Annotated in this window: 22 protein-coding genes; 2 read left to right on the forward strand and 20 right to left on the reverse strand. The window is 50.4% G+C overall.

The annotated features are described in order from the left end of the window. Window positions 1-11 precede the first annotated feature (11 nt). From HNQ92_RS15230 to tgt, 20 genes are all read right to left on the reverse strand, one after another. Window positions 12-800 carry a class I SAM-dependent methyltransferase gene (locus tag HNQ92_RS15230; protein ID WP_184174908.1) on the reverse strand — a complete coding sequence of 263 codons (789 nt, stop codon included), beginning with the start codon at window positions 798-800 and terminating at the stop codon, window positions 12-14. Window positions 801-819: 19 nt separating this feature from the next. Continuing rightward, window positions 820-2088: a glycosyltransferase family protein gene (locus tag HNQ92_RS15235; RefSeq protein ID WP_184174909.1), complete on the reverse strand. Its 1269-nt coding sequence runs from the start codon at window positions 2086-2088 to the stop codon at window positions 820-822. Further along, window positions 2085-3257, reverse strand: a complete 1173-nt coding sequence (locus HNQ92_RS29070; RefSeq protein WP_184174910.1) for a glycosyltransferase — start codon at window positions 3255-3257, stop codon at window positions 2085-2087. The genes HNQ92_RS15235 and HNQ92_RS29070 overlap by 4 nt, the downstream gene beginning before the upstream one ends. Window positions 3258-3396: 139 nt before the next feature. After that, window positions 3397-4623, reverse strand: coding sequence for a glycosyltransferase family 4 protein (locus tag HNQ92_RS15245; RefSeq protein WP_184174911.1), 1227 nt, complete (start codon window positions 4621-4623; stop codon window positions 3397-3399). A gap of 18 nt (window positions 4624-4641) precedes the next feature. Further along, the gene (locus HNQ92_RS15250; RefSeq protein ID WP_184174912.1) at window positions 4642-5355 is read right to left on the reverse strand and encodes a class I SAM-dependent methyltransferase; all 714 of its coding nucleotides are present in this window, start codon (window positions 5353-5355) and stop codon (window positions 4642-4644) included. A gap of 1 nt (window position 5356) precedes the next feature. Further along, complete coding sequence (locus HNQ92_RS15255) at window positions 5357-6157, reverse strand: TylF/MycF/NovP-related O-methyltransferase (protein ID WP_184174913.1); 801 nt, start codon at window positions 6155-6157, stop codon at window positions 5357-5359. Continuing rightward, window positions 6154-7446: an ABC transporter ATP-binding protein gene (locus tag HNQ92_RS15260; protein WP_184174914.1), complete on the reverse strand. Its 1293-nt coding sequence runs from the start codon at window positions 7444-7446 to the stop codon at window positions 6154-6156. Before HNQ92_RS15260 ends, HNQ92_RS15255 begins: the two co-directional genes overlap by 4 nt. A gap of 66 nt (window positions 7447-7512) precedes the next feature. Then, complete coding sequence (locus HNQ92_RS15265) at window positions 7513-8373, reverse strand: ABC transporter permease (protein ID WP_184174915.1); 861 nt, start codon at window positions 8371-8373, stop codon at window positions 7513-7515. Then, window positions 8370-8846 (reverse strand): KdsC family phosphatase, encoded by a 477-nt coding sequence (locus HNQ92_RS15270; RefSeq protein WP_184174916.1) that lies wholly within the window; start codon window positions 8844-8846, stop codon window positions 8370-8372. Before HNQ92_RS15270 ends, HNQ92_RS15265 begins: the two co-directional genes overlap by 4 nt. Next, the gene (locus tag HNQ92_RS15275; protein ID WP_184174917.1) at window positions 8840-9643 is read right to left on the reverse strand and encodes an SDR family oxidoreductase; all 804 of its coding nucleotides are present in this window, start codon (window positions 9641-9643) and stop codon (window positions 8840-8842) included. Before HNQ92_RS15275 ends, HNQ92_RS15270 begins: the two co-directional genes overlap by 7 nt. Further along, complete coding sequence (locus tag HNQ92_RS15280) at window positions 9640-10605, reverse strand: Gfo/Idh/MocA family protein (RefSeq protein ID WP_184174918.1); 966 nt, start codon at window positions 10603-10605, stop codon at window positions 9640-9642. Before HNQ92_RS15280 ends, HNQ92_RS15275 begins: the two co-directional genes overlap by 4 nt. A gap of 1 nt (window position 10606) precedes the next feature. Continuing rightward, complete coding sequence (locus tag HNQ92_RS15285; protein WP_184174919.1) at window positions 10607-11329, reverse strand: acylneuraminate cytidylyltransferase family protein; 723 nt, start codon at window positions 11327-11329, stop codon at window positions 10607-10609. Then, complete coding sequence (locus tag HNQ92_RS15290) at window positions 11326-12198, reverse strand: N-acetylneuraminate synthase family protein (RefSeq protein ID WP_184174920.1); 873 nt, start codon at window positions 12196-12198, stop codon at window positions 11326-11328. Before HNQ92_RS15290 ends, HNQ92_RS15285 begins: the two co-directional genes overlap by 4 nt. Before the next feature lie 24 nt (window positions 12199-12222). Next, window positions 12223-14667 carry a GumC family protein gene (locus tag HNQ92_RS15295; RefSeq protein WP_184174921.1) on the reverse strand — a complete coding sequence of 815 codons (2445 nt, stop codon included), beginning with the start codon at window positions 14665-14667 and terminating at the stop codon, window positions 12223-12225. Then, window positions 14660-15412, reverse strand: coding sequence for a tyrosine-protein phosphatase (locus HNQ92_RS15300; protein ID WP_184174922.1), 753 nt, complete (start codon window positions 15410-15412; stop codon window positions 14660-14662). The genes HNQ92_RS15295 and HNQ92_RS15300 overlap by 8 nt, the downstream gene beginning before the upstream one ends. Beyond that, complete coding sequence (locus tag HNQ92_RS15305) at window positions 15412-16170, reverse strand: polysaccharide biosynthesis/export family protein (RefSeq protein WP_184174923.1); 759 nt, start codon at window positions 16168-16170, stop codon at window positions 15412-15414. Before HNQ92_RS15305 ends, HNQ92_RS15300 begins: the two co-directional genes overlap by 1 nt. 7 nt (window positions 16171-16177) lie before the next feature. Next, window positions 16178-17284, reverse strand: coding sequence for a UDP-galactopyranose mutase (gene glf, locus HNQ92_RS15310; protein ID WP_184174924.1), 1107 nt, complete (start codon window positions 17282-17284; stop codon window positions 16178-16180). A gap of 45 nt (window positions 17285-17329) precedes the next feature. Beyond that, window positions 17330-18619, reverse strand: coding sequence for a nucleotide sugar dehydrogenase (locus tag HNQ92_RS15315; RefSeq protein WP_184174925.1), 1290 nt, complete (start codon window positions 18617-18619; stop codon window positions 17330-17332). 122 nt (window positions 18620-18741) lie between these two features. After that, a complete protein-coding gene (locus HNQ92_RS15320) occupies window positions 18742-20202 on the reverse strand; it encodes an OmpA family protein (protein WP_184174926.1) in 1461 nt (486 codons plus the stop codon). 228 nt (window positions 20203-20430) lie between these two features. Beyond that, window positions 20431-21564 (reverse strand): tRNA guanosine(34) transglycosylase Tgt, encoded by a 1134-nt coding sequence (gene tgt, locus HNQ92_RS15325; protein ID WP_184174927.1) that lies wholly within the window; start codon window positions 21562-21564, stop codon window positions 20431-20433. A gap of 108 nt (window positions 21565-21672) precedes the next feature. Here tgt and HNQ92_RS15330 point away from each other — a divergent pair, with 108 nt between their 5' ends. Both HNQ92_RS15330 and rsmG read left to right on the forward strand, forming a co-directional pair. Further along, entirely contained in the window at window positions 21673-22803 is a 1131-nt protein-coding gene (locus tag HNQ92_RS15330) for a glycosyltransferase (RefSeq protein WP_184174928.1), read from the forward strand. A 120-nt stretch (window positions 22804-22923) separates the two neighbouring features. Further along, window positions 22924-23550, forward strand: a complete 627-nt coding sequence (gene rsmG / locus HNQ92_RS15335) for a 16S rRNA (guanine(527)-N(7))-methyltransferase RsmG (protein WP_184174929.1) — start codon at window positions 22924-22926, stop codon at window positions 23548-23550. The last annotated feature ends 337 nt before the right edge of the window (window positions 23551-23887 follow it).

Raw genomic sequence — 23887 nt, forward strand, 5'->3', positions numbered from 1 at the left:
CAATAGCGGTTCTATTTTAATCCCCACTTTTTTAACTGTATATAAATACGTTGTTTTAGAGAAGGCTTATGTATATAAGTCGGAATGTAGAAACAGCGCAGGTCTTTTTCTAAGAAGGAAACCGTTTTATAGGCTAAGGGAAATCCCAAAGCATAGTTTGATCGATGCGCTACATTGTCAAAGGCACTTGCGTATAAATTGTAATAGTTATTATGGACAATAAATAATTTGTTGAAACCGATAAGTAGAGCAGAGAAATTTGACGATTTTTTTAAAAACGCTATAAGCGCTTCGGTAACCCCCGGCCATTCGCTTCGAAAAGGATCGTCTAGAATAATTACTCCATAGGGATGAACGGCTTCTGCGGCTAGTTCTAAATCACTTAGGGCTTCCTGGCACGAATGCCCACCATCAATATGAAACATGCGGTAAGAACGGCCAATTTCTTTGACAGAAAGGTGATTAGAAGATTTTTCAAATAGGGTAATATCTGATCTTTTAAGTACCCTATGGAGGTGATTTAAGAAAATCACCTTGTCTCCTTTTCCAGAAGTAGAAATATTTTGCGTTTGATAGTTGAAAAGATCACAAATGCGTAGGTCCTCAGTGTCACTTAAAAACTGATGAAGAAATAGGGCACTTTTTCCATGGTGGACACCAATTTCAAATATATCTCCTGAATATTGGTTTTGTTTCTGTACTTCATCAAATAAAGCGAGAGCCATCGCGGCTTCCTCTGAAAACCATCCGGCAATTTTATTTATATTTTGATAGGCCTTTTTGGCTTGGGAATATTCCATTTTGTAGCTGTGCTATTTTTTAGATAAGCCCTTGTACTAATTCCGTAAAAGATTTCAACGGGTATTGCTGTTGCACTAGCTGGTTAAGCTCCTGGTATTTGGGCTGCGTTGGATCTTCCAGCACGGCCCGGAGCGCCTCTTCGGACTTAACCGCATTTTGCGGAGCTAAGTTAATCAAATGCCTGTCGTTTTGGTACTGGTGAATGAAGTTGTAGAGGCTTAGACCTTCCTGCGTGCTGTACCCAAAGTCCAGGATGAAGGAGGGCGTACCGGTAAAACAGGCCTCCAGGCCCATGGTAGTACCCAGGTGAAAAAACGCCTCTGCCTGCTCGATGGTAGCGTACTTTTGGTGAATATGTACCTCGCTAACCGACGTATCACTGCCCCGGAAGTCATCATCAAGTACCAGATTAGGGAGCTGCCTTAGCTCTTCATAGTAAGTCCAGTTGGTCAGCACCGGGTAAGGCCGCACTACCAGCCGCCAAGTAGGTTGAGCCTGGGCAAGTACCTGGGCAAGTACCTTCACCCGCCGAAGCTCATCCGGTACCAGGTCCGTGATGCCAATGGCACAGCCAAAATACACGTAGGGAAAGGGGTACTTGGGCGCTGGCATTGGGGCGTGGCGTTTGTACTCATTAATATACCCAAACTGGCTGGCACCAAGTACCTTTACTTGGGCTGGCTCAATTCCTTGGAGCGAAACGACATCCGCCCGAATCCCTTCCGACCAGCAGAGGTACTTTACTTTTTTGGAAAAACACGTGTGCTTGCAGGGATGATCCCAACTGTACACGTAGACCCGCACGGCTTTTTTTTCGCGGATGAGGCGGGCCAGCAGGTAGTCATCAGCAATGGCCGTAAAGCAGATAAAGTGATCGATGTCGTCTAGTAAAGTACCTTGCTGGTAGCGCAGTTGCCGCAGGTAGGTATCGTACGAAAGGAATTTAGGGAGCCGCTGTATCCATTGGAGGAGCCGTCGGCCTTTGGCTTGCTGGACCGGGTCGGGATTATTACTAACCTTGAAAAGCTCCATGAGAAAAAAGTTGGAGCGACTTTGGGGTAATCGTTTGAATAGCAAATAAAATCGCTCCCAAAAACGATTCCAAGGGGTACTTTGGCGTTCTTGAATGAGGCGAAATTCGACCTGGGGAGGGATGTACTTTTGGATAACTCCGGCCTGCTCGGCCTTGGAAAACACAACGACCTCCTGTTGAGCGGCTACTTCGGCAATCACGCGCCGAACATCGTTACGGAAATCGAAAAAAGAAACGACGAAGGCGATTTTCATAACTGATTCAAAATGTCAAACCACTTTTTTACCTGTACCTGTGCCTCGAAGTTTTCCAGCACGCGCTGTCGGCCTTTGCGGCCCGCTTCCCGCCGCCGCTCCTCGCTTTCCAGAAAATACAGAATCCCCTCTGCCAGCCCTTCGGGCGTGCGGTCTTTAACCAGGTACCCCGTCTCGGCATCTACTACCTCGCGTACGCCGGCTACGTCCATGGCTACTACGGGTTTTTCCACTAAAAAAGCTTCTAATACCACCAATGGAAAAGCTTCCATACGGGAAGGCAGGACAAATATATCCAGCTGGCTATAGAAATCATTAACTTCTGAGGTATAAGGCAAAAACTGAAAGTAGGAAGATAGCCCTTCGCGCTCAATCGTTTTTAGCAAAGCCCGGTAGTAAGGGTGGTTTTGAGAGGCCCCTGGCTGACCGCCGAGCCATAAAAACTGAAACGGTTGGTGAGGTACTTTTCCTTTTAATAAAGCGCAAGCTTGGATAAAGGTATCTATACCTTTCCGGTAAATAAGGGAGCCCGCTCCGCCAATGAGGAGGGTATCAGCTTCAATGCCCTCTTTTAAAAGTGTATTTTTAGTAAGTTGAGAGGGACGAACATGGCTATCATGTACCGTTTCATGTACGATCGTCATTTTATTCTCGTCAACGCCGTATACAGTGCTGTAAAATTTTAAAGCGGCCTGTGCCGGACTTATTATGACATCGGCTTTGTGCAAAAGTAAATCTACCCATTCGCTGCGCATACGCTGAGTAACCACAAATCCCATTTCGTGAATATGTACTACTAATTTTCTGCCTGAATGGACGGCTGCCAGACTAAATTCGTGTTCGTTGATGGTATTGATGTAGATAGCGGCCGGATTTATCCTTTTTATAAGAAACTGACAATATACCTTTTTCAGACTTACAAAAATGGGCATAAAGAAGCGCCGCAGAAGGCGTCGAAGCCAGGATGTCTCGTCCAGCGGAAAAGTATAAAGTACCCCAAACTGTCTAAATGATTCGTGCTTAGCCCCACGTTGATGACTGAGTATATGAAACTCTAACGAAGAAGCCGCTAAGGCTGATAAGAGATTGAAAAGTACCTGGGTATCACCACCAGCGCCCGTGTGGGACAAAATAAGTAGAATCTTTTTTTTGGAAGAGCGCTGAGACATAAGTACTTACGCAGATAAAATTTGCCGCCGAGCCTGGTTGCTCGACAGAAAAGCTTTGACCGGCTTCTTTCGAAGTAGTTTAGCTATTGATTGCGCTTTAATTCAACATCCAATTGCGCTTGGATATGGAATAGAAAATTTATTTATCCTGAAAAAAATTCAGGTATGATTCTACGCAATAATTCATATCAAATTTCTGAAAGGCCGCCTTAGCTATTTCCCCGTGCTTTATTTTTAAATTAGGATCTAGAATATAGGCCCTCATAGCGCTCGTTAAAGCCTCTTGGTCAGGTCTATTTGATTCGGTAAGGGGTATTAGAAAGCCAGCTTTTTCATCCTGATCAGAAACCATAGTACTAATATCGCCCGTATTACAGGCAATGACTGGTTTGTTTGCGTATAAGTACTCAATTACAGAATTAGGTAGGCTTTCGCCAGAAAAATAGGTAGGAAGTATCGTAACATCCATCAAATGGACCCACTCTAAAGGGCTATAGCTGGGGCCCGTAAATAGAATATTGTCATGGGTATATTCCTCCTTGAGGCCATCAATGTATGGGGTACGATCGCACACCAAAATTAAATGTATATTACTAAACCCTTCATTTATTAATCCCATAAAGGAATTAAGCAAAAATTTCCATCCTTTTTCCTTAATTCCTCGAGCTACCATTCCGAAAATCAACCTGTCGCCTGGAATATTATATTCGCTTCTTTCTTTTTTTACAAAATGGTTTGGCTGAAACCCATAGTATATTTTTTTTTGTTTGACATTATTAACTGTTTCCTGAGAAAGGTAGCTGTTTATTTTTTTGTTTTTATCGGATGCTAGTATAATACCATTGGCCCTTTTGAAAACACATTCGGATTTTTCAATAAAATCATGGTCTATATAATCTAATTTAAACTTTTCATAGTAACCACCGTGCAGAAAAGTTTCATAGCAGCCATGCATAGATACAAACCAACGAATGTTTGTATTTTTTATAATTTGAAAGACCATCCAATCACTCGCAAATAAATGAGAGTTTATAACATTTATTTTTTCAGATAGGATAATAAACTTAAGGCGGTTAACGATAAGTCTATCGGTTATATCCTTTCGGAAAGTTTTGTAGCCCAATCTATACAAGGCGTTACCTACTTTTCCTACAAGCCAATTCGAGATTTTAGTATAGGTGAAAACAGATACTATTTTTACATTTAAGCCATTTAAAAAGGATTGCTCTAGTTGCTTGTCGCGCTCGTTAGGGTATAGCACATAAATTATAATATTATGATTAGGAGCTAGGGCTCTTACAAGGCGCAGCAAGAAAGTTTGTGCTCCGCCAAGGTTTAAGCAGTCAATTACAAAAAGTATATTCATCTCTTACCCTGACAAAAATTATTTAGTTGCTATAACACTAAACCCAAGCGGCATAACATGATCTGTGAATTTTTTGGGCGGACGATCTTTTTTTTGAAGCCATTCTATCAATGGGACACTAAACCGTATGAGCCATTTTCTATATAATCCTTTCGGCAAGTATATGCCAAACACGTGGGAAATCATTTGCCCTAAACAAGCATACCAGCCTCCAGTTGCTTTAACAGATATGCTATTTTCTTCAAAGCCTGCTTCCATCAGTATGCGTTTTATTGAAAATGGTGTGTACCGATATTCATCATAGGGTACTTCATGAAGAGGCCATAAAAAGGGAACGGTTAAAAATAAAACACCCTCGGGCTTCAATATGCGGTAGGCTTCTTTTCCAACCTGCACAGGGTTTGATAAATGTTCAAATACCTCGGTAGCCATACAACTTTCTACGCTTTCGTTGTCAAAAGGTAGTGTTTTGCCATCCCAATATTTCTCTGGCTTCACCCTTAAATGATATGAAGTTCCTTCCCATTCTACGCCAATGTAGTTAGTAACAGACGAATTTTCTAAAATATATTCGCGATACGGCTTTATCCCACATCCTATATCTACCAATGTTCCCTTTAAGACGGGGAGAGTTTCTGTTACAGCATTGAGTAGGGCTTTCCGGATGACATACAAAATATAATGCTTCCGGATGGAGGGGGCTAAAAATACTTCTTTATCGATATTTTCCATATTATATCTTTATGGCCATACGGCCTGTGTAATCAATGCGCATTAAAAAAATAGGTATATTATTCTCTTGAAAATATTCGTCTACTGCCTGTCTACAGCCTTTCCAATGGCCATAGTCATCAATAATCAAGATGCCTCCTGGGACTAATCTTGGAAATAGATGATTTAACTCGTGTTTAGTTGATTCATACCAATCAGTATCTAGTCTTAGCAAAGCGATTTTATCGGGCAAATGATGGGGAATGGTGTCTTCTACCTTCCCTTCGATAAAGTGTATATTTTCTTTAGGATATTCAGTTGATAGCAAATTTTGTTGAACTTCTTCTAAAGCAGAGTAACACCAAACACTGTCGGAAATAGATTTAGAGCTAGCATTTAATTGGATTTCCGCTTTTTGTCCATCTATGGATTCATCCTTTTCGGATGGCGTGCTCATGCCATCGAAGGTATCGTATAGATGAAGATTTCTCGTCTTTTCCCCGAGGTTAGCCAGAGTAAGAGCCATAACCATAGAACTACCCCCTTTCCACACCCCACATTCCACAAAATCGCCTTCGATTTTTTGCTTTACCAAGTATTCTATAGCCCTAATTAAATTTACTAGACGCTCCTGGCTCGTCATCGTATAGGGTAAAGCCTGCTGAATAATATCTTTTTCGAAAGAGGTAAAATCAGAATAGAGCCAGTACCAATAATCTTTTTCTTGGTCTGATGTTTCATTCTCTACTGGCTCTTGGATTGGTTTGCTTTCTTCTACCGGATAATTTATTAATTCCAGAACTTTTTTTGTCAATTTTTTCATAGGAGATAATGGGAAGAGCCTGTTGCTGATTTTTTTACAACCCATTCTGCATTTTCCAGATACGTACAGGTGCCTGGGTACCACTTGAATTCCCGGTACAGTTCAAACATTTCAACGGTAAAGGGGCAAATATATTCCAATATCTGGTAAGTTTCACCGCCAGGGGGGCCTGAAAAGTATACTTTGAGCGTATAATTGCCCATGTAAACTCGAAAAGCTTGAATATCGCACCGTAATTGATATATCCCGGCTTCCCGACACATAGGACGTTCCGAATCGAACGTCCACAGGTGGGTGATTGGCTGATCACGATTGTTAACTACCTGAAAAGAAATACTGGCCCCTCGCAGGGGAAAAGGCGTATGAACGTCTATCTCTACTACCAGGGGAGCCAGGCAGGTATGGTGGTTATTTGGTAAATTGGTTTTTACTTCTGCCCGGATTATCTGGGGGCGGCTATCGGAGGGTGGAGCGGTGTAGATAAGATTCTTTTTTACATAGCGATTCAGGTAGGCATTGATGGTTTCTGGAGTAGTACCTATGTGTGACACCTGTCCGTGGTCCATCAGGATCGCTCGCTGCGTAAGGGTAGATATGGCGCTCATGTCATGGCTTACAAAGAGGATTGTCCGCCCCTCTCGCTCGCTGACGTCCTTCATTTTGCCCAGGCATTTTTTCTGAAATTCGGCGTCGCCTACGGCCAGTACTTCGTCAATGACCAGGATTTCGGGCTCAAGGTGAGCTGCTACGGCAAAGGCCAGCCGCACGTACATACCCGACGAATACCGCTTTACGGGGGTATCGATATAGCGCTCAATGCCCGCAAAGTCGACGATCTCGTCAAATTTAGCCCGGATTTCGGCCTTAGTCATGCCTAGTATGGCACCGTTCAGGAAGATGTTTTCCCGGCCCGTTAGCTCCGGATGAAAGCCTGTTCCCACTTCCAGCAGGGAAGCAATGCGGCCCTTGACCCGGATACGACCACTGGTGGGCTTGGTAATGCGGGAAAGAATTTTCAGAAAAGTGGATTTGCCAGCGCCGTTTCGGCCAATGATGCCAAGTACCTCGCCCTGCTTTACTTCAAATGAAATGTCCTTGAGCGCCCATACGTAGTCGCTGGTGCCTTTGATAGTACGATCGTTGGCTTCGCCAATTTTCTGGAAGGGGTCTTCCTGCCCTCGTACGCGCGCCCACCAGCGGGATACATCCCGACTAAGGGTACCCGTTGAGATTTCACCCAGTTGGTAAAGTTTGGAAATGGTATCTACCTGAATAACCGTATCTGACATTTCTTTGTGGGTTTATGCCGTATTAACCGCATAGCCCTTTTTGTGAGTTGATTTTTTACGTGGCCTTTATACCGTATCCATAAAGGATTTTTCTACCCGGTTAAATACCAAAATACTGACGGCCAGGGTCACGAGCATGCATACAAAGCTATAAACTAAACCACTTACCGAAAAGTACCCTTCGCCCAGAAAAGAATATTTAAAAGCTTCTACAATGCTAGTGATGGGGTTGAGCTGGATGAGCCAGCGGTACTTTTCGGGCGCGATGGACAGCGGGTACACGATCGGAGTGGCGTACATGAGAAGCTGCACGCCAAATTGAATCAGGTACCTCAAATCGCGGTATTTGGTAGTCATAGACGAAATGAGTAAACCAAAACTTAGCCCCAGGCCCGAGAGTAGCAACAGGTAAATCGGGAATAGCAGCAAGGTACTATTAGGGTTTATATCACTCGTGGGCTTAACTAAGAAATAAACCCAGGTAACCAGGAACAACGTGAGCTGGACAAAGAACTTGAAAAGGTTGGAAATAATGATGGATAGGGGGGCGATCAAACGGGGAAAGTACACCTTACCGAAGAGGTTCTGATTGAGTGAAAAGGTACTGGCGGTTTTCAGCAGGCATTCCTGAAAGTAGTTCCAGAGGGTAATGCCGCTGAGGTAGAAAAGTACCTTGGGTACGCCACCCGTGGAGATCCCGGCGATGTTGCCAAAGATAAGTACGTAAATAAGGGTGGTGAGAATGGGTTGGATAAAAAACCAGAGCGGCCCCAGTACCGTTTGCTTGTACGTAGACACGATGTCGCGCCGCACAAAAAGCCCCAGCAGGTCGCGGTACTGCCAGAGCTCGCGCCAGTTGATATCAAACAGCCCGGATAGGGGCTCAATTTCCAGATCCCATTTTTCCTCTTTGGGGGTACTTTTCATAGCGTCGTCAAAATTCTTTCTACCAATTCCCGCACGCAGCCTTCGCCGCCTTTTTTGTCCAGGATAAAAATACCGGGTACTTGCTTTACCGCCTCGACGGCGTCGGCCGGGCAGGCGGCCAGACCGACCCGTTGGAGTAAGCCGAGGCAGTTGAGGTCGTCGCCGATGTAGGCTACTTCGCGGAGCGTAAGGCCTTCCTGTGCGCAAATCGCTTCGGCGGCGGCCAGCTTACCGCCGTCGCGCTGGCTCTGGTAAAGGTAGTCGGCTTTGAGCTTGGCCGCCCGGCGTGCCACGATCTGCGTGTTTTCGGAGGTGATCATGCCCGTTTTGATGCCCGCCTGGCGCAGCAGCTCGAAGGCCATGCCGTCGCGGGTATTGAATTTCTTAAATTCGTCGCCGCTTTCGGTGTAGTACATGCCGCCGTCGGTAAGTACCCCGTCCACGTCGGTCAGGAAGAGCTTGATGCTTACCATGCCGTCCAGCCTCCATCTACGGTAAGTACGCTGCCCGTCATGTAGCTGGAGGCGTCGGAGGCCAGGAACTCGAAGGGCCCCCGCAACTCCTCGCGCTCGCACATGCGTCCCATCGGCGAGAGCCGGGCAAAGTTTTCCAGGAAGGCCTCGCCGTGCTTGTGAAGTACCCCGTGGGGCGCAATGGCGTTGCAGCGGATGTTCTCCGAAGCATAAAAGGTAGCCAGGTACCTGGTGAAGTTAGGAATGAACGACTTGGAAGCCACGTAGTCGACGGGCTTGTAGTGAATGGTACCCTGGCCGAAGTCGTACAGGCTCTGGTTGGGCGCTACCAGCGAGTAGGTCGAGGCCACGTTGATGATGTTGCCGTGCCCCTGCCGGAGCATCTGCTTGCACACTTCCTGCGTGATGACGATGGTCCCGATGACGTTCACCTCCACCGACTGCCGGAGGGCTTCCAGGGGGTAGTTTTCAAAGCGGCTCTGGTTCATGGGCGCGTCGGCGTCGTACTTGGCGTCGATGGCGGCGCAGTTGACGAGTACGTCGATGCGCCCAAAGTACCCCGTGGCTTGCTCCACGGCTTGCTGGCAGCTTTCGGGCGAGGTAATATCCAGCGGAAGTACCAGGAACGAAGCTTCGTCGAAGCGCTCGTGAAGTACCCGGATCACCTCGTTCTGAGGGCGCAGGTCGGCCCAGACCACGCGCGCGCCCTGCTCCATGAAGTAGGTAGCCACCTCCTGGCCAATGAGGCCGAAGGCACCGGTAAAAAAGATGACTTTGTCTCTTACAGAATGGCTCATTGGGTACATTGGGTAATAAGTACCTCCGACTCGCGCAGGTACCTTTGGGAAAGGACGGCGCGGTGGGGTAGTTGGGTTTGTCTAAAAAAGTCCAGCAGTTGCTCCCGGAACAGGTCGTTGCGCTCAAAGTCGGCAGCCACGTATTCCTCTTTTCCTTCGGGCGTCTGCACGGTGAGGGTACTTGCGTAATAGTCGAGCACCACGAGCGCCCGCTCAAAGGTATATTCGTAGCGCCGCTGGGGTACTTGCTGGTAGTAGTTGAGGTGGACGGTCCCCGTCACGCCGTGGGGGTAAGTCAGCAGGAAGGTCGCCCCCGCTTCGGTGTCTACCTCCAGCGAGGAGCGGTAGTTGTCGGCGCGCTGCCAAGTACTGGCCGAAGTACCCACCAGCCAGTGAGCCAGGTCCAGGTCGTGGCTGAGCGTGAGCGCCACGCCGCCGCCGAGTGCGCGCCGGGCGGCGTAGGAAGTCCGGTAGTCTTCCCAGGGGTGCCAGTGGGGCAGGTACTCGGCCCAGGTACTTTGGAACGATAGCAACGGACCGAAGGCCTCGGCGTCGATCCAGCCTTTGAGGCGTTGCAGCAGCGGGTGGTACCGCAGCATGTAGGCCGTTTGCACTAGTACGTTTTTTTCGGTAGCGTGTTGGCTGAGCTCAGCTATGCCTTGGGTGGTGTGCGAAAGCGGCTTTTCTACCAGCACGTGCAGGCCGCGCTCCACGCACCAGGTGGTTTGCTCCAGGTGCTGGGCCGTGGGGGTACTTATGATCGCCGCGTAGGGGCCGAATTCCTCCACTTCGCTGAGCTGGGTAAAGGTGCGTACCGCGTCAGCGGGCAGGGTACGCAGGGGTAGTTGGCGCTGCCGGTACAGGGCCACGTTCAGGTACCCCAGCTCCCGCAATAGCGTCGCGTGGCGCTCCCCAATGGAGCCCGCACCAAACACAACGAGGGGTACTTCGGGAGCGATCATGCTAAAATTTGATACAATCGTGTACTTTAATAATACTTTCGGCCCTGAGGAAACTACTGTAATCGTCGATGTCCACGGCGAAATCCTGGCTCACGATGTGCGGCAGAATGGTACTTCCCGACATGGAATTTTGCTCCAGGATCACCGCGGGCCGGATCACGTCCAGCGTGCCGATCTGCCAGTAAATGGTGGGTAGCTGCTGGCGGGGCTGGTTGTAGGGCTCAGGTACCCCGTCCAGGGTCAGCAGCGGCTGCATGGGGGTACTTTCGTCCGCCACGGTCCACATCTTGTAGGGGGTCACGGGCGCGGGCGTCACGACCCGCAGGCTGTCGGCTTCCGAAGTAAGCATCCGCTGGATGCAGGCTTCGAGGTCCTGGACAAACCGGATGGGCGAGGTAGGCCGTAGCTGCACCACCAGGTCGGGATGGTAGTTTTCGTGCTGGCGCAGCCAGTGGAGGGCGTGTACAAATACCTCCAGGTCGGTGCTGTGGTCCTGGGCCAGTTCGGCGGGCCGCAGGAAGGGTACTTCGGCCCCGTAGCTGCGGCTGATGGCCGCGATCCGCTCCGAGTCGGTCGATACGATCACCCGCGTGATGGCGGGCGTGACCAGCCCGGCCCGGATGCTGTAACCAATCAGCGGATGCCCGGCCAGCGGCAGGATGTTCTTGTCGGGCAGGCCCTTGCTACCGCCCCGGGCGGGTACTATCGCCAGGATTTCCTTCATGCCGTACGGTACTTGAGTTTTTGGCGCTGTACTTCTTCAATCGCCAGAATCTCGCTGGGTTTATAGGTTAACGCCTCGAAGGTATGGTGCAAATCGCGCACGAGCTTTTGCAGGCCGGGTACTTCCAGCGAAGCGGCGTGGTCGGTGCCCCGCCAGGTGCGGTCTTTGGTAAAATGCCGCTCGATCCACGTTGCCCCCAGCGTGTAGGCCGCTACGTCAACGGCGATACCCAGGTGGTGGCCCGAGAAGCCGATCTCCTTCACGCGGGTTTCGAAGAGCTCGTAGAGGCGTCGGATCTCCAGCAGGCAAATATCCCCAAAAGGTACCGGATAGCCCGAGGTACAGCTGTAAAGTACCAGGCGGTGGCGTGCCTGGCCCGTTTCCTCAAAAAACTGCACGAGGGTTTCGAGCTCCTCGGAGGTGGTCATGCCCGAAGACACGTGGACGTCGCCGGCGTAGGTATCGCGCAGCAGGGCCAGCATCTCGAAGTGGTTGTTGCAGGCCGAAGGTACCTTGATAAAATCCGGCTGTAGCCCGATAATTTCCTGCGCCGACGTCACGTCCCAGACCGAGGTAGCGTAGCCAATCCCGATGGACTCGGCGTAGATTTTGAGCTCGGCGTGTTGCTCGGTACTCAGCTCCAGGTACTCGCGGTGGGCGCCGTAGGTAGCGCCGTAGGCGTTGTAAGGTACCGGGTGCGGCGCGTTGTATTGTTCTTCGGTCAGCAGTTCGCGGGAGTTGCGCTTCTGAAATTTGGCGTAGTCGGCCCTACACTCTTTAGCCAGGCGGATGAGTTCCTTGGCGATTTCAAATTGCCCCAGGTGGTTGCAACCAATCTCGGCGATGACTTTGGGTAGTTTATAGGTCATAATACTAGGTACAAGGCTTTGGGTCTACACGTTGTTCCGGCGGCGGAAGCCCTTCCGCAGGCGCTCCTTCCAGCTGGGCTGGCCGTTGGAGAGGTACCCGTTGTCGCGGTAGGCGTAGTCGTAGCGGTAGTGGCTGTAGCCTGAGCCGTAGCTGGGGCTGCTCGTGAAGCTACCGTGCAGATTATCCGGATAAAAATCATTTACAATTACTTTCACTTCGGGGAGGTCGTATTCGTCGGCCAGTTGGCCGGGTATGCGGTAGGCCTCTTGGTCGGAGTAGAGCCAGCGCAAAATAAAAAGCACGTGGTCGCACTGCTGGAGGAGCGGTACGTTGTCGGCTACCAGGCCCACGGGAGCGGTATCGATCAGAACGTAGTCATACTGCTGGCGGCAGTAGGCGAGCAATGTCTCAAACAGCGGTTTTTGCAACAGTTCGCCGGGATTGAACGGAGCGGGCCCCGCCGGGATGTAGTACAGATTGGGCACGCTGGATGAAAGGGGTACTTTGGTGAGGTCGGTTATTTTTTCCTGAAGGAAATCACTAAGCCCGCGCTGATTGGAGTCGTTAAAGAAAAGGTGCAGCCTGGACTTGCGCAGGTCAGCGCCGATCACCACCACGCGTTTACCAATTTTGGTCAGTGAAAGGGCCAGATTAACCGTCACGAACGATTTGCCCTCGCCGGATTTTTCGGAGGTAATGATGATTTGCTTGCCTTCGCCGGGCAGGTACCCTTCGCGTTTGCTTTTGGAAAAGCTCAGCCGGGTACGGAGGGCGCTCATGGACTCGGTAAAGATGTTGCGGTCGGTCAGGAAATTGGTAAGATCCTGGCCGCTGTTGGTTATTTTCTGCGGGAAATGGTGCACAATGCCCAGCAGGCTCACACGCGGGTGAGTATCTACCCGGCCTATATCCGAAAAAGATTGATTGAAGTAGCGGGCGGTTAGTACCGAGCCCAGACCCAAAAGTAGCCCCGCAAACACAAAAAGCGTGATGATTTGGAAAGACTTGGGCGAAACCTTGTCCGTCTCGGGCTGGGTAATGACCCGAAAGGAGGGCAACATACCGGCCCGCACGATGGACGATTCGATTTCTTTATTGATCAATAGGGAGTAAATATTCTGGTTGACATCGAAGCTGCTTTGCAGGTAGATGTAGTTTTTTTCCAGGGCCGGAATCTGGCCAAAACGACTTTTCTGCGTATTGATATTCTCAGTCAGGATTTTTATAGTACCTGTATTCTTTTGCTCCTGGAGCGCAATGTTTTCCAGAATCTGTTGCCGGTACTTGTTCAATTCTTCGTCCAGGTTCCGGATCGTAGCGGCATTCGGGCTAAACTTCAGGAGCAAATCTTTACGCTGACTGATAAGGGTGTTGAATCGTTCCAGCAAGCCAATCAAAACGCCGTCCGTGGTGCCGTCGAGCCCAATCGAGAGGTAGTTGACGGGCTCAAAGGTACTTCCCAGGTTTTTTTCCAGCATCGCAATATAAGCCCTTTGAATTTCCAGCTCATTTTTGCGTTGTTCCAGCTCCCGTACCTTCCCGGTGATCTCGCTGGCCGAAGAGGAGACGTTAAAAAGCTGGTTGCGCTGCTTGAAAAGCTCCAGATCACGGGCGGCTTCTTTCAACGAAGCGGCGTAAACCTCCACCTGATCTTTGATGAAGCGGATCGTCAGGTCCGACGACTGTTGCTTTTGTTTCAGGTCGTATTCGCCGTAGGCTTCCAGCAATTTTTCCAGAAAGTCCTCGGTGAATTTATAGTTGTGGTGCCGAAACGAAAGGCTCATGACGGGCATGGCCTCTTCCACTTCGTCGAGGCTAATACGCCAGGCCAGACTACTTACCAGCCGCGCCGGATCATTGAACGTAAATTCGTAAAGGTAGTCTTCCTGAGTATCTATTTTATTAATTCGAAAGGTAAGCCCCGGCACCGTTATGATAGCCCGAGCCGCTAGTTTGAAAGGTACTTCCTGCTCATTGACTTCGTAGAGCAGCTCAAAGTCAGTCTCTAAATGAAAAGTACCATGCTGGTACTTTTTGGGGTCGTAAGCCAGTACTTCCAGCACCAGCGGCTTGTAAGGATACACGTCGATACGGCGCAGATCCTTCATTCGGTAGAATGTAAAGGAATTATTTAACTTAGATATAGCGTTCTGGACTACCTCCGGCGACTGCACGTTGTACTTCTCGGTGAGGTAGTCGTTGCTACTGGTATTAAACAGAAAGGTAGGCTTGGAGCTGCTGATTTCGTCCAGTTCCGACTGCTTGTCGGAGTATTTCAGCGTAACGGAGGTAACGTACTGGGGGGTAGCCAGCTTCAGGTACAAAAAACAGAAAATGCCCGCCAGGATGAGTGCACTGACGATCCAGTACCAGCGGCTCAGAAATACCTTGCCAACCCGCTGGAAGTTAATGCTTTCCGAACTTCCCAGTAGTTGCTCAAAAAAGGCATTTTCATTCTCTCTATTCATTCCTGGTTGTGTGTAGTAGCGCGTGGTTTAGCAAAGGTACATCGTTCAACATCTGAAAGAACGGATTCTGAACGGCTTTTTGTATATAATGGTACTGGTTGGGATGATGCAAATCGGAGCCCACGGCCCCTACCCAGCCCAGGTGAATGAGCTTTTCGGCCATCGCTTTTTCAGCCGGGCCGTACACGCCCGCTAAGGAAAGCAAATTTACCTGAAAAATGACATTCATTTCGTGTAGTTCGGCGTAGCGGTCCGGGCGTTTGTGCCAGGGCCGGTACCTTTCGGGGTGGGCCAGCACGGGCTTCCATCCTTTGTCCAGTAAGGTACGGATAATCTCGCTCAGGTACGGACTTTCCCTGTTCATGGAGGTTTCCACCAGCAGGTACCTGTCAAATAAAGGAAGCAGCTCCTCTTGCTCAATGAGGCTCATCAGGTAGTCGTCGGCAAAGTACTCGGCGGCGTAGGTCAGCCGCAGGTCGGGCCATTGCCGCTGGGCTTCCGGGTAGATGAGCTCCCAGGCGGCCCGGATGGAGGCCTGGGTGTTGAGAAAAAAATCGGCCCGCACGTGCGGCGTAGCTACGATGCTTCGAATACCCGACTGGTAGTGCTTTTCCAGCAGCGTCAGGCCATCCGCTACGGTGCGGGCTCCATCGTCGATACCGGGCAGCAGATGCACGTGCAGGTCGCTCCCCAGTGAAGCAAGTACCTGATTGGCATGGGTAATAGGTGCAGCTAGGGAAGCCATTAGCGAACCAGGTTAATGATGAGAATGGTCAGGTTCATGGCAATGAGTATGGGTTGGACCAGGATAAGATTACGCTGAAGCTTAAGGGTACGGATGGTCTCTTTGGTAGGAGCAATGTACACGATGTCATTGTCATAAACGCGCTGATTCATGATATTGGGATTCCCCAAATCCCGGAAATCGTAATCGATCACAATTTGCTTCTGGCCGTCGCTGCGAATGATCTGTAGCCGATCGCTGGCATCGCTGTACCGAATCCCTCCCGCTTTGGCCAGCGTTTCACCCAGCGACTGAGACTCGCTTTCCAGCGGAAAAACCCCCTGGGTATTCACGGCTCCCAGTACTTTAATGCGCAAGTTCATAATGGAAACTTCAAATAAAGGATCACGAATAACATTACTGTATAGCACCGACAACGTATCCGTGAGGCGCTGCCGGGTGAGGCCTACTACGTTCAGCCGTCCGATCTCGGGCAGGCTGATATGCCCATCGGAGCTCACCAGGGCTATAAAACCCTCCGTACTGGCACCAACACCTACCTTGAGCTGGCTGGGGTCGGGAAAAAGCGCCGATGACCAGTTCAGGTTTCGAATCTGCAACTGGTCACCTACTTTGAGCACGTAGGCCGCCGTATCGGCTACAATGGGGCGGGTCGTTAGCTCCTGCGAGGCGATGATGGGTAGCTCGCGCTGGGTACGGCAGGCGTTGAGTAGCCACAGGGCCACTACCATTCCAAGAATACTTTTTATCGCTGCCATAAGCCGTTTATTCCTCCCCAAAATGTACCCTCGTTCTTTTCAACGCCGAGCCAATGACCTGGTGCATATCGTAGTAGCGGTACTCGGCCAGGCGACCACCAAAAATCACGTTTTCCCGTTCGGCTAAGGCTTTATAGCGCCGGAACAGGCTATCATTCTTTTCGTCGTTGATGGGGTAGTAGGGCTCGGCACCGGGGGTCCATTCCTGCGGGTACTCGTGCGTAACGACGGTCTTGGGCTGGGTACCAAACTCAAAGTGCTTGTGCTCCAGAATACGCGTGTAAGGGGTTTCGGCGTCGGTGTAGTTGACTACGGCATTGCCCTGGTAGTTGTCGGTATCCAGCACCTGATGGTCAAACCGCAGGCTGCGGTACTCAAGCGCCCCAAACTGAAAATCAAAGTACTCGTCGATTTTCCCCGTGTAGACGAGCGTCTCGGCCAGGTTGCTGAGTTCTTGTCGGTGCTGGAAAAAATCCACGTTCAATCGAAGCTCCGAGCCCTTGAGCAGTCCTTCGGTGAGCTTGTTATAACCGCCCATGGGAATGCCCTGGTAGCGGTCGTTGAAGTAGTTGTTATCGTACGTAAACCGGACCGGGAGCCGCTTGATGATGAAAGCAGGTAGTTCGGTGGCCTTGCGGCCCCACTGTTTTTCGGTATAACCCTTGATGAGCTTCTCGTACATATCGGTTCCTACGAGCGATATGGCCTGCTCTTCCAGATTTTGCGGGTTTTTAATGCCCGCTTCCTGAACCTGCTCGGCTATTTTGGCTTTGGCTTCTTCGGGCGTACGTACCTTCCAGAGCTGGTAGAAGGTATTCATGTTAAAGGGTAAGTTATAGAGCTCGCTCTTGTAATTGGCCACCGGCGAATTGGTGTAGCGGTTAAATTCTACGAAGGAATTGACGTAGTCCCAAATCTCTTTATCGTTGGTGTGAAAGATGTGGGCTCCGTACACATGCACGTTGATTCCTTCGGTTGACTCACAGTATGTATTGCCGCCGATGTGCGGGCGGCGGTCAATCACCAGGCACTTTTTACCTCGTTTGGTGGCTTCGTGGGCAAACACACTACCCCAGAGACCGGCTCCCACTATCAGATAATCGTATTGTTTCATACAGCTAATTTAAAAACAAATAGTAATGGACAAATCATTTAGGAATTATAAGCGCCAGTACGCCATGCGTGCTCGCTGCTGAGGATAGAGCCCTTTCAAATCCATCAGGATGGGATCAGCTTTAGTGATGGATTCAAAGTACCCCTCGTCCAGGTTTTGATACTCCTTGTGCGCCACGGCCACAATCACCGCATCGTAGTCGTTAGAGGGCGCTTGCTGCAACGTAAGGTTATAGGTACTGGCAACTTCTTCGGCGGAGGCCTGGGGATCAACCAGGTGCACCCGAACCGAATACTCCATCAATTCTTTGATCAGATCCGCTACTTTGGAGTTACGGATGTCGGCCACGTTTTCTTTAAAGGTAATGCCCATCACCAGTACCTTCGTAGTGTGTGGACTTTTCCCTTTTTGGATAAGCATCTGCACTAGTTTTTTGGCCACATACGCGGGCATTTCGTCATTGATACGCCGACCGCTGTTGATGACCTGCGGGATGTACCCCAGTTTCTTGGATTTATGAAGCAAGTAGTACGGATCCACCCCGATGCAGTGCCCGCCTACCAATCCGGGATAAAACTTCAGGAAATTCCATTTGGTACCGGCGGCCTGAATCACCTCCTGGGTGTCGATGCCCATCAGGTCAAAAATAATGGCCAGCTCGTTCATGAGCGAGATATTTAGGTCGCGCTGGGTGTTTTCAATCACCTTGGCCGCCTCGGCCACCTTGATGCTCGGCGCTTGGTAGATACCGGCCTTGATGATACGCCCGTACACGGCGGCAATGGCTGCAAGTGCTTCCGGGTCACTGCCCGATACTACTTTAAGGATCGTCGTGAGCGTTTGTTTTTTATCGCCGGGATTGATGCGCTCCGGCGAATAGCCGATCTTGAAGTCCGCTCCTACGAGTAGGCCCGACTCTTTCTCCAGCACGGGTAGGCAATCTTCCTCGGTGCAGCCGGGATAAACGGTTGACTCGTACACTACATAGTCGCCCCTTTTAAGGGCTTTCCCCACCAGCTCGGAGGCTTTGTACAAGGGCCGTAAGTCGGGTACTTTAAATTCATTAACCGGGGTGGGGACGGTTACAATAAAAAAATGGGCTTCTCGGAGGTTGTCCGGGCAATGCGTAAAACGGATGGTTCGATCGGCAAACTCGGTAGCAGGTACTTCCCGGGAAGGATCTATGCTTTTTTGCATCAGGCCAATGCGGGCTTCGTTGATGTCAAAACCGATGACCTCAAAGTGACGGGCCAATTCCAGTGCCAGAGGGAGCCCAACGTACCCCAGGCCGATAACGGCGATTTTCTTTTCTTTATTGAGAAGTTGATGATACACCTGATCGAAGGAATGTGTATAGCCGGTTTTTGAATTTGAACGGGGCAAAGCTACATAAACGGGACGAAAAAAGGCCTCCCTGAGGAGGCCTTTCTCTTGTTTATCAGAACCGGAGGCCTTGATTACGGCATCAGTTTCAGCTCAACCCGACGGTTTTTCATGAGACCGTCACGCGTGGCGCTGTCAGCAATTGGTTTGAAAGCTCCGAAATAGTCAACGATGATTTTGCTGGCATCCTGCAAGCCGGCTTCGTTAACAAGGTAGTTTCTTACGGCTTCAACCCGGCGGCGCGACAAGGCCATGTTGTAGCGATCAGAAGCGCGGCGGTCGGCGTGTCCGGCTAGTTGCAGACGGCATCCCGAGCGGTTCATGAGGGCAGCTACATTATTAAGCATTTCGCGGTATTCGGGTTTGAGCACGTTTTTGTCCGTATCGAACGTTACGTTAGCGAAGATTTCGGAACAGGTGATACCCGAAGCCAGGGCGTTTTTCACGTAGCTGTCGAAGTCAATCACCCGACCGCTACCATCCACTACGCTACCGGCGGGTGAATTAGGCTCTTTATCAAAGAAGTCAGATACCCCGTCACCGTCGCTGTCAAGCAGAAGCCGTGGGTCGATGTCGGCGGGGCGGTTAGCCTTGGCCACCGAGTCCATTTCTTCCAGCGTAAGGATTTTAGGCGGTTTCACCAGCAATTTAGGATCGGTATAGCGCAGGTGGTAGTAACCGCCCTGATCCGGATTGTACTCGTATTTGCCATCCACTTTGCTCACGCGCAGCGGGTTTTTGCCTAGCTTATACGTTAGCATCACCGAGCCGTAGCCGTATTTATCCAGGGCTGAATTTCCTTTCCGGGAAGTAGGCTGGTCAATAATCCGGAAGCCGTCACCGGGATCACGCGAGTAGTCACCACCGTAGGTAGCGTCGATAAAATCGGAATTGGTGTGATTAACCCGGAAATCCAGGCCTAGGTCCAGGCGGCGGGTAAGTTCATAATTGATGGTTACGCCCATCGGTACAATCCAGTCGTTGGTAGTACCTTCGGTGCTACGCAATTCACGTCCAGTACCCAGTTCGTAGGCCGTTGAGTTATACCAAACCTGTCCGGCTCCTACGTACCCGTCTATCTTCCAGTGTTTCATTTTGGTAGGGCCAAACAGCAACCCTTTCAGGTTTACCGTACCCGACAGGGCGGCGTCCGTATAGGCACCCCGGAAATACCGGAAGTAGTTACGGCGTTTCATCCCGCGAAGGGCACCGGTAGATACGTCCAGGCGAGCGCCAAATAGGTAGGTAAGCTGCTTGTTCAGGGTAAGGCCTCCCTGAAACGTTCCCCATTCGCTGTAGCTATCGGCGGAGTTCTTGGTTACGGGAGTGAAGTCGTATTCTCTCAAATCGCCAAAGAACTGCGATGGCCCACCGTGGATAGAAATAGACCAGGTATTTAACTTATAGGGGCCTTCGTAGGAGGCTCTCGGATTATAGTCCGGTGAGTTCGGCTGCTGCTGTTGTTGCGCGCTCAGTGGCAAAGCCATAAGTGACCCCAAGGCAAGCGAACTAATCAACAGGGATACTTTTTTCATACTATACAGGTTAGCGTTATGAGATGAACAAGGATTCAACGTTAAGTAACAACCGTCATACGATGCTATTTAGCAAATCTTCGGGCAGGAGATTTGGCTTTTGTTTTCGGGCTGACGCAAAAATAGGCTAACTATACGAGTTAACCAACTTTGGAGGTTACCTAAAATTACCTTAAAGGCGTTATATTCCTAAAATTTTACCCGAAAAAAACGCCCTTTTTTTTTCTTTCAAAGGCGTTGCATCAATTTTTTTTCAATTCCTTTTTTCCAGCTGAGAAAATTTCCGGCCACGATCTGCTCACGAGCTTGACCAACCAGCCACAGATAGAAGGTAAGATTGTGTACGCTCGCAATCTGAGCGCCCAGCATTTCGTCCGACCGTATCAGGTGGCGAAGGTACGCTTTCGAATAAAAAGTACTGACGTATCCCCCCAGGTTTTTATCAATTGGCGACAAATCGTCCTTCCATTTCTCATTTCTGATATTGATAGTACCCTCAGTAGTAAAAATCATACCATTGCGGGCATTACGGGTCGGCATCACACAATCGAACATATCTACCCCCAGTGCAATGCACTCCAGCAGGTTGGCAGGGGTACCTACGCCCATGAGGTAGCGCGGCTTGTCTTTGGGTAAGATGTCACACACATCTTCCGTCAATTCATACATGATTTCCGCGGGCTCTCCCACGGATAGTCCTCCGATGGCATTCCCTTCGCGTTCAAAGGAAGCGATGGTTTCAGCCGATTGCCTTCTAAGATCTTTATAAACACTGCCTTGCACAATGGGAAATAGGGCTTGACGATGGGTATATACGCTGTCGGTACTATCGAAGCGAACGCAGCAACGTTCCAGCCAGCGGTGGGTCATCTCCATGGAACTGCGCGCGTAGCCATAGTCGCAGGGGTAGGGGGTACATTCGTCAAAAGCCATGATGATGTCAGCCCCAATAACCCGCTGAATATCCATGACCCGCTCGGGCGTGAAGGTGTGAACCGAACCGTCAATGTGGGACTTAAATGCCACACCCGATTCGTTGATTTTTCTCCCCGTTCCCGCTAAGGAATACACTTGATACCCGCCGCTGTCGGTCAGGATGGGCCGGTCCCAGCCGTTGAACCCGTGCAAACCACCCGCTTTCTGGATAATATCCAGGCCGGGACGTAGGTATAAGTGATAAGTATTACCCAGAATGATTTGGGCTTTTACGTCGTCTTTGAGCTCGCGCTGGTGCACCGCCTTCACCGAGCCCGCTGTACCCACGGGCATAAAGATGGGGGTTTGGATGGTCCCGTGGTCGGTTTCGATTCGCCCGGCCCTGGCTTTAGTGGAGGGGTCAAAAGCTTCGAGGTGGAATTTCATGCTTGATCTGACTCGTTGATGAGGCCGCAAAAATAAGAGGTTATCCGTCAACATTTCTGGCAGGCGCGTATATTTGCTTCTAAAAACGGCTGACTTAAAACCTACTGCGTGGCTATACCTCTACTTGTCTTACTGGGCCTTTTCACCCTGATCCAGCTCTTTTTCTACCTGTTCATTTTTACGCGGTTAACGAGTTATCAGGGCCCTAAGCTGTTTGAAGCCGAATACCCGGCCGTTTCGGTGCTGGTATGCGCCTGGAACGAGCGTGAAAATCTGGAAGCGCTACTCCCTTTGCTGGATGCCCAGCAATACCACGCGTTTGAGGTACTGGTGCTCGACGACCGCTCTGAGGACGGTACCAAGGAGTACCTGGAACAAACCGCTACGCAGTGGAAACACGTACGCTTCATTCGCATCGAGCAGCAGCATGAGCACATCACCTCCAAAAAATACGCCCTGAGTGTAGGCATGAAGCACGCAAAGTACCCCGTGGCCTTGATGACCGACGCCGACTGCCGCCCCGTCGGAGAGCGCTGGATCGCCACCATGGCCGCCCGGCTCGGGGACAAACGGGACGTGGTGCTGGGGTTTTCTCCGTACTTCCGGGAAAAAGGATTGCTCAATTGGTTTATCCGCTGTGAAACATTCTATACTGCCGTACAGTACCTTTCCTTTGCCCGGGTAGGGTGGGCCTACATGGGCGTAGGGCGCAACCTCCTGTACCGGACCTCCCTGTTTTTTGCCCATCGGGGTTTTTACCGCCACAAACACATCGTGGGTGGTGACGACGACTTGTTTATGAACCAGGTCGCTACCTCCACCAACGTAGCCATTGCCCTGGACCCGGATTCGTTCGTATACTCTTATCCCAAGAAAACCTGGCAAAGCTGGTTTGTCCAAAAAAAGCGGCATCTGTCGGTGGGAAAGCACTACCGCACGCGCAACAAGTGGCTGCTGGGGCTTCTGTCTGGTTCGCATTCAGGATTCTGGACGGTAGGACTCCTGGTACTTGGCTACGCCGTTTGGCAGCAGGAAGTACTGCTGATGCAGGCCGTGGCGGTAGTTTTTGGGGTACGTTGGCTGGTGCAGTGGGTTGTGCTGGCTTTCTTAAACCGCCGCCTCGACCGCACCGTGGAGTGGTATACCTTTCCGGCGATGGACCTGGCGCTCTACCTGTACTACCTGCGCATGAGTACCCTGGTGCTATTCCGGCGCAAATCGAAAATTACGTGGCGGTAATGGTTGTGCAAAGGGTACTTACCAGGTACCTTGCGCGCCTACCATGACCCATCGCGGCATTCAATACACAAGTCTTTTAACCATAGACTCATTCAAAGTACCTTTATCAGGCATCAACCCATGGAACTACTGCTCCGTTACTTTCCCCACCTCAGCGAACACCAGCGGGCGCAATTTGCCCAGCTACAGGAGCTGTACCAGTACTGGAACGCCCAGATCAACGTCATCTCGCGCAAAGACGTAGACGCCCTGTACGAGCGGCACGTGCTGCATTCGCTCGGGATCGCCAAGGTACTTCAGTTCAAAGCAGGTACTACCGTGCTGGACGTAGGAACAGGCGGTGGCTTTCCGGGAATTCCCCTGGCCATCCTCTTCCCCGAAGCGCACTTTCACCTGGTGGATAGCATCGGGCGGAAGATCAAAGTGGTCAAAGAGGTCGCGGACGCCCTGCAGCTCCGGCAGGTCCGGGCCGAGCAGATCCGGGCCGAAAAACTACCCGCCGATACGTACGAGTTTGTGGTGAGCCGGGCGGTTACGCGCCTGCAACCCTTCATGGGCTGGGTACGGCATTGCATCAGCCCGAACTCCTTTCATGAGCTCCCCAACGGCGTGCTGTACCTCAAAGGCGGCGACCTCACCGAGGAGATTCAGGAATACGGCCGAAAAGTGAATGTCTTCGCGCTGTCGGACTACTTCACTGAAGAATTTTTCGAGACCAAAAAGGTACTTCACGTACCCAAGCGCTAAGGCAAGTGGCAGGGAGGGTTGCTTTCTTATATTCCAAAAAAGAACGGTAATTTTCCATTTTCCGAACAAAACCTACCATTCGTCGAAACCCGGGAGCCGGACTGGAGTATTTAGGGTACTTTTACAGCATGATCTCCCCGATAGCCAAGGGGCGGTTCGTATGCCCTCCTTACATTATACTACCCAAATACACACGAACACACACTAGTTGTAAGTTGTACATGGGCCGCCTTCTTCCTAGAAAGCGGCCCATTTGCCTTTTATTGCCCGGCCAGTGTGGCCTCTTGCACCATTTGGCCAATAGTATTCTTATCTTTGTGCCATCCTAAAAACAACC

This window comes from Rhabdobacter roseus (genome assembly GCF_014202275.1).
Taxonomy (GTDB): domain Bacteria; phylum Bacteroidota; class Bacteroidia; order Cytophagales; family Spirosomataceae; genus Rhabdobacter; species Rhabdobacter roseus.

Excerpts from the sequence above, each read along its gene's own strand:
- HNQ92_RS15265 (WP_184174915.1), bottom strand. The coding sequence starts at position 8,373 with ATGAAAAGTACCCCCAAAGAGGAAAAATGGGATCTGGAAATTGAGCCC.
- HNQ92_RS15260 (WP_184174914.1), bottom strand. The coding sequence starts at position 7,446 with ATGTCAGATACGGTTATTCAGGTAGATACCATTTCCAAACTTTACCAA.
- glf (WP_184174924.1), bottom strand. The coding sequence starts at position 17,284 with ATGAAACAATACGATTATCTGATAGTGGGAGCCGGTCTCTGGGGTAGT.
- HNQ92_RS15300 (WP_184174922.1), bottom strand. The coding sequence starts at position 15,412 with ATGGCTTCCCTAGCTGCACCTATTACCCATGCCAATCAGGTACTTGCT.
- HNQ92_RS15230 (WP_184174908.1), bottom strand. The coding sequence starts at position 800 with ATGGAATATTCCCAAGCCAAAAAGGCCTATCAAAATATAAATAAAATT.
- HNQ92_RS15245 (WP_184174911.1), bottom strand. The coding sequence starts at position 4,623 with ATGAATATACTTTTTGTAATTGACTGCTTAAACCTTGGCGGAGCACAA.
- HNQ92_RS15275 (WP_184174917.1), bottom strand. The coding sequence starts at position 9,643 with ATGAGCCATTCTGTAAGAGACAAAGTCATCTTTTTTACCGGTGCCTTC.
- HNQ92_RS15320 (WP_184174926.1), bottom strand. The coding sequence starts at position 20,202 with ATGAAAAAAGTATCCCTGTTGATTAGTTCGCTTGCCTTGGGGTCACTT.
- HNQ92_RS29070 (WP_184174910.1), bottom strand. The coding sequence starts at position 3,257 with ATGTCTCAGCGCTCTTCCAAAAAAAAGATTCTACTTATTTTGTCCCAC.
- HNQ92_RS15235 (WP_184174909.1), bottom strand. The coding sequence starts at position 2,088 with ATGAAAATCGCCTTCGTCGTTTCTTTTTTCGATTTCCGTAACGATGTT.
- rsmG (WP_184174929.1), top strand. The coding sequence starts at position 22,924 with ATGGAACTACTGCTCCGTTACTTTCCCCACCTCAGCGAACACCAGCGG.
- HNQ92_RS15295 (WP_184174921.1), bottom strand. The coding sequence starts at position 14,667 with ATGAATAGAGAGAATGAAAATGCCTTTTTTGAGCAACTACTGGGAAGT.
- tgt (WP_184174927.1), bottom strand. The coding sequence starts at position 21,564 with ATGAAATTCCACCTCGAAGCTTTTGACCCCTCCACTAAAGCCAGGGCC.
- HNQ92_RS15250 (WP_184174912.1), bottom strand. The coding sequence starts at position 5,355 with ATGGAAAATATCGATAAAGAAGTATTTTTAGCCCCCTCCATCCGGAAG.
- HNQ92_RS15280 (WP_184174918.1), bottom strand. The coding sequence starts at position 10,605 with ATGATCGCTCCCGAAGTACCCCTCGTTGTGTTTGGTGCGGGCTCCATT.
- HNQ92_RS15285 (WP_184174919.1), bottom strand. The coding sequence starts at position 11,329 with ATGAAGGAAATCCTGGCGATAGTACCCGCCCGGGGCGGTAGCAAGGGC.
- HNQ92_RS15270 (WP_184174916.1), bottom strand. The coding sequence starts at position 8,846 with ATGGTAAGCATCAAGCTCTTCCTGACCGACGTGGACGGGGTACTTACC.
- HNQ92_RS15290 (WP_184174920.1), bottom strand. The coding sequence starts at position 12,198 with ATGACCTATAAACTACCCAAAGTCATCGCCGAGATTGGTTGCAACCAC.
- HNQ92_RS15255 (WP_184174913.1), bottom strand. The coding sequence starts at position 6,157 with ATGAAAAAATTGACAAAAAAAGTTCTGGAATTAATAAATTATCCGGTA.
- HNQ92_RS15305 (WP_184174923.1), bottom strand. The coding sequence starts at position 16,170 with ATGGCAGCGATAAAAAGTATTCTTGGAATGGTAGTGGCCCTGTGGCTA.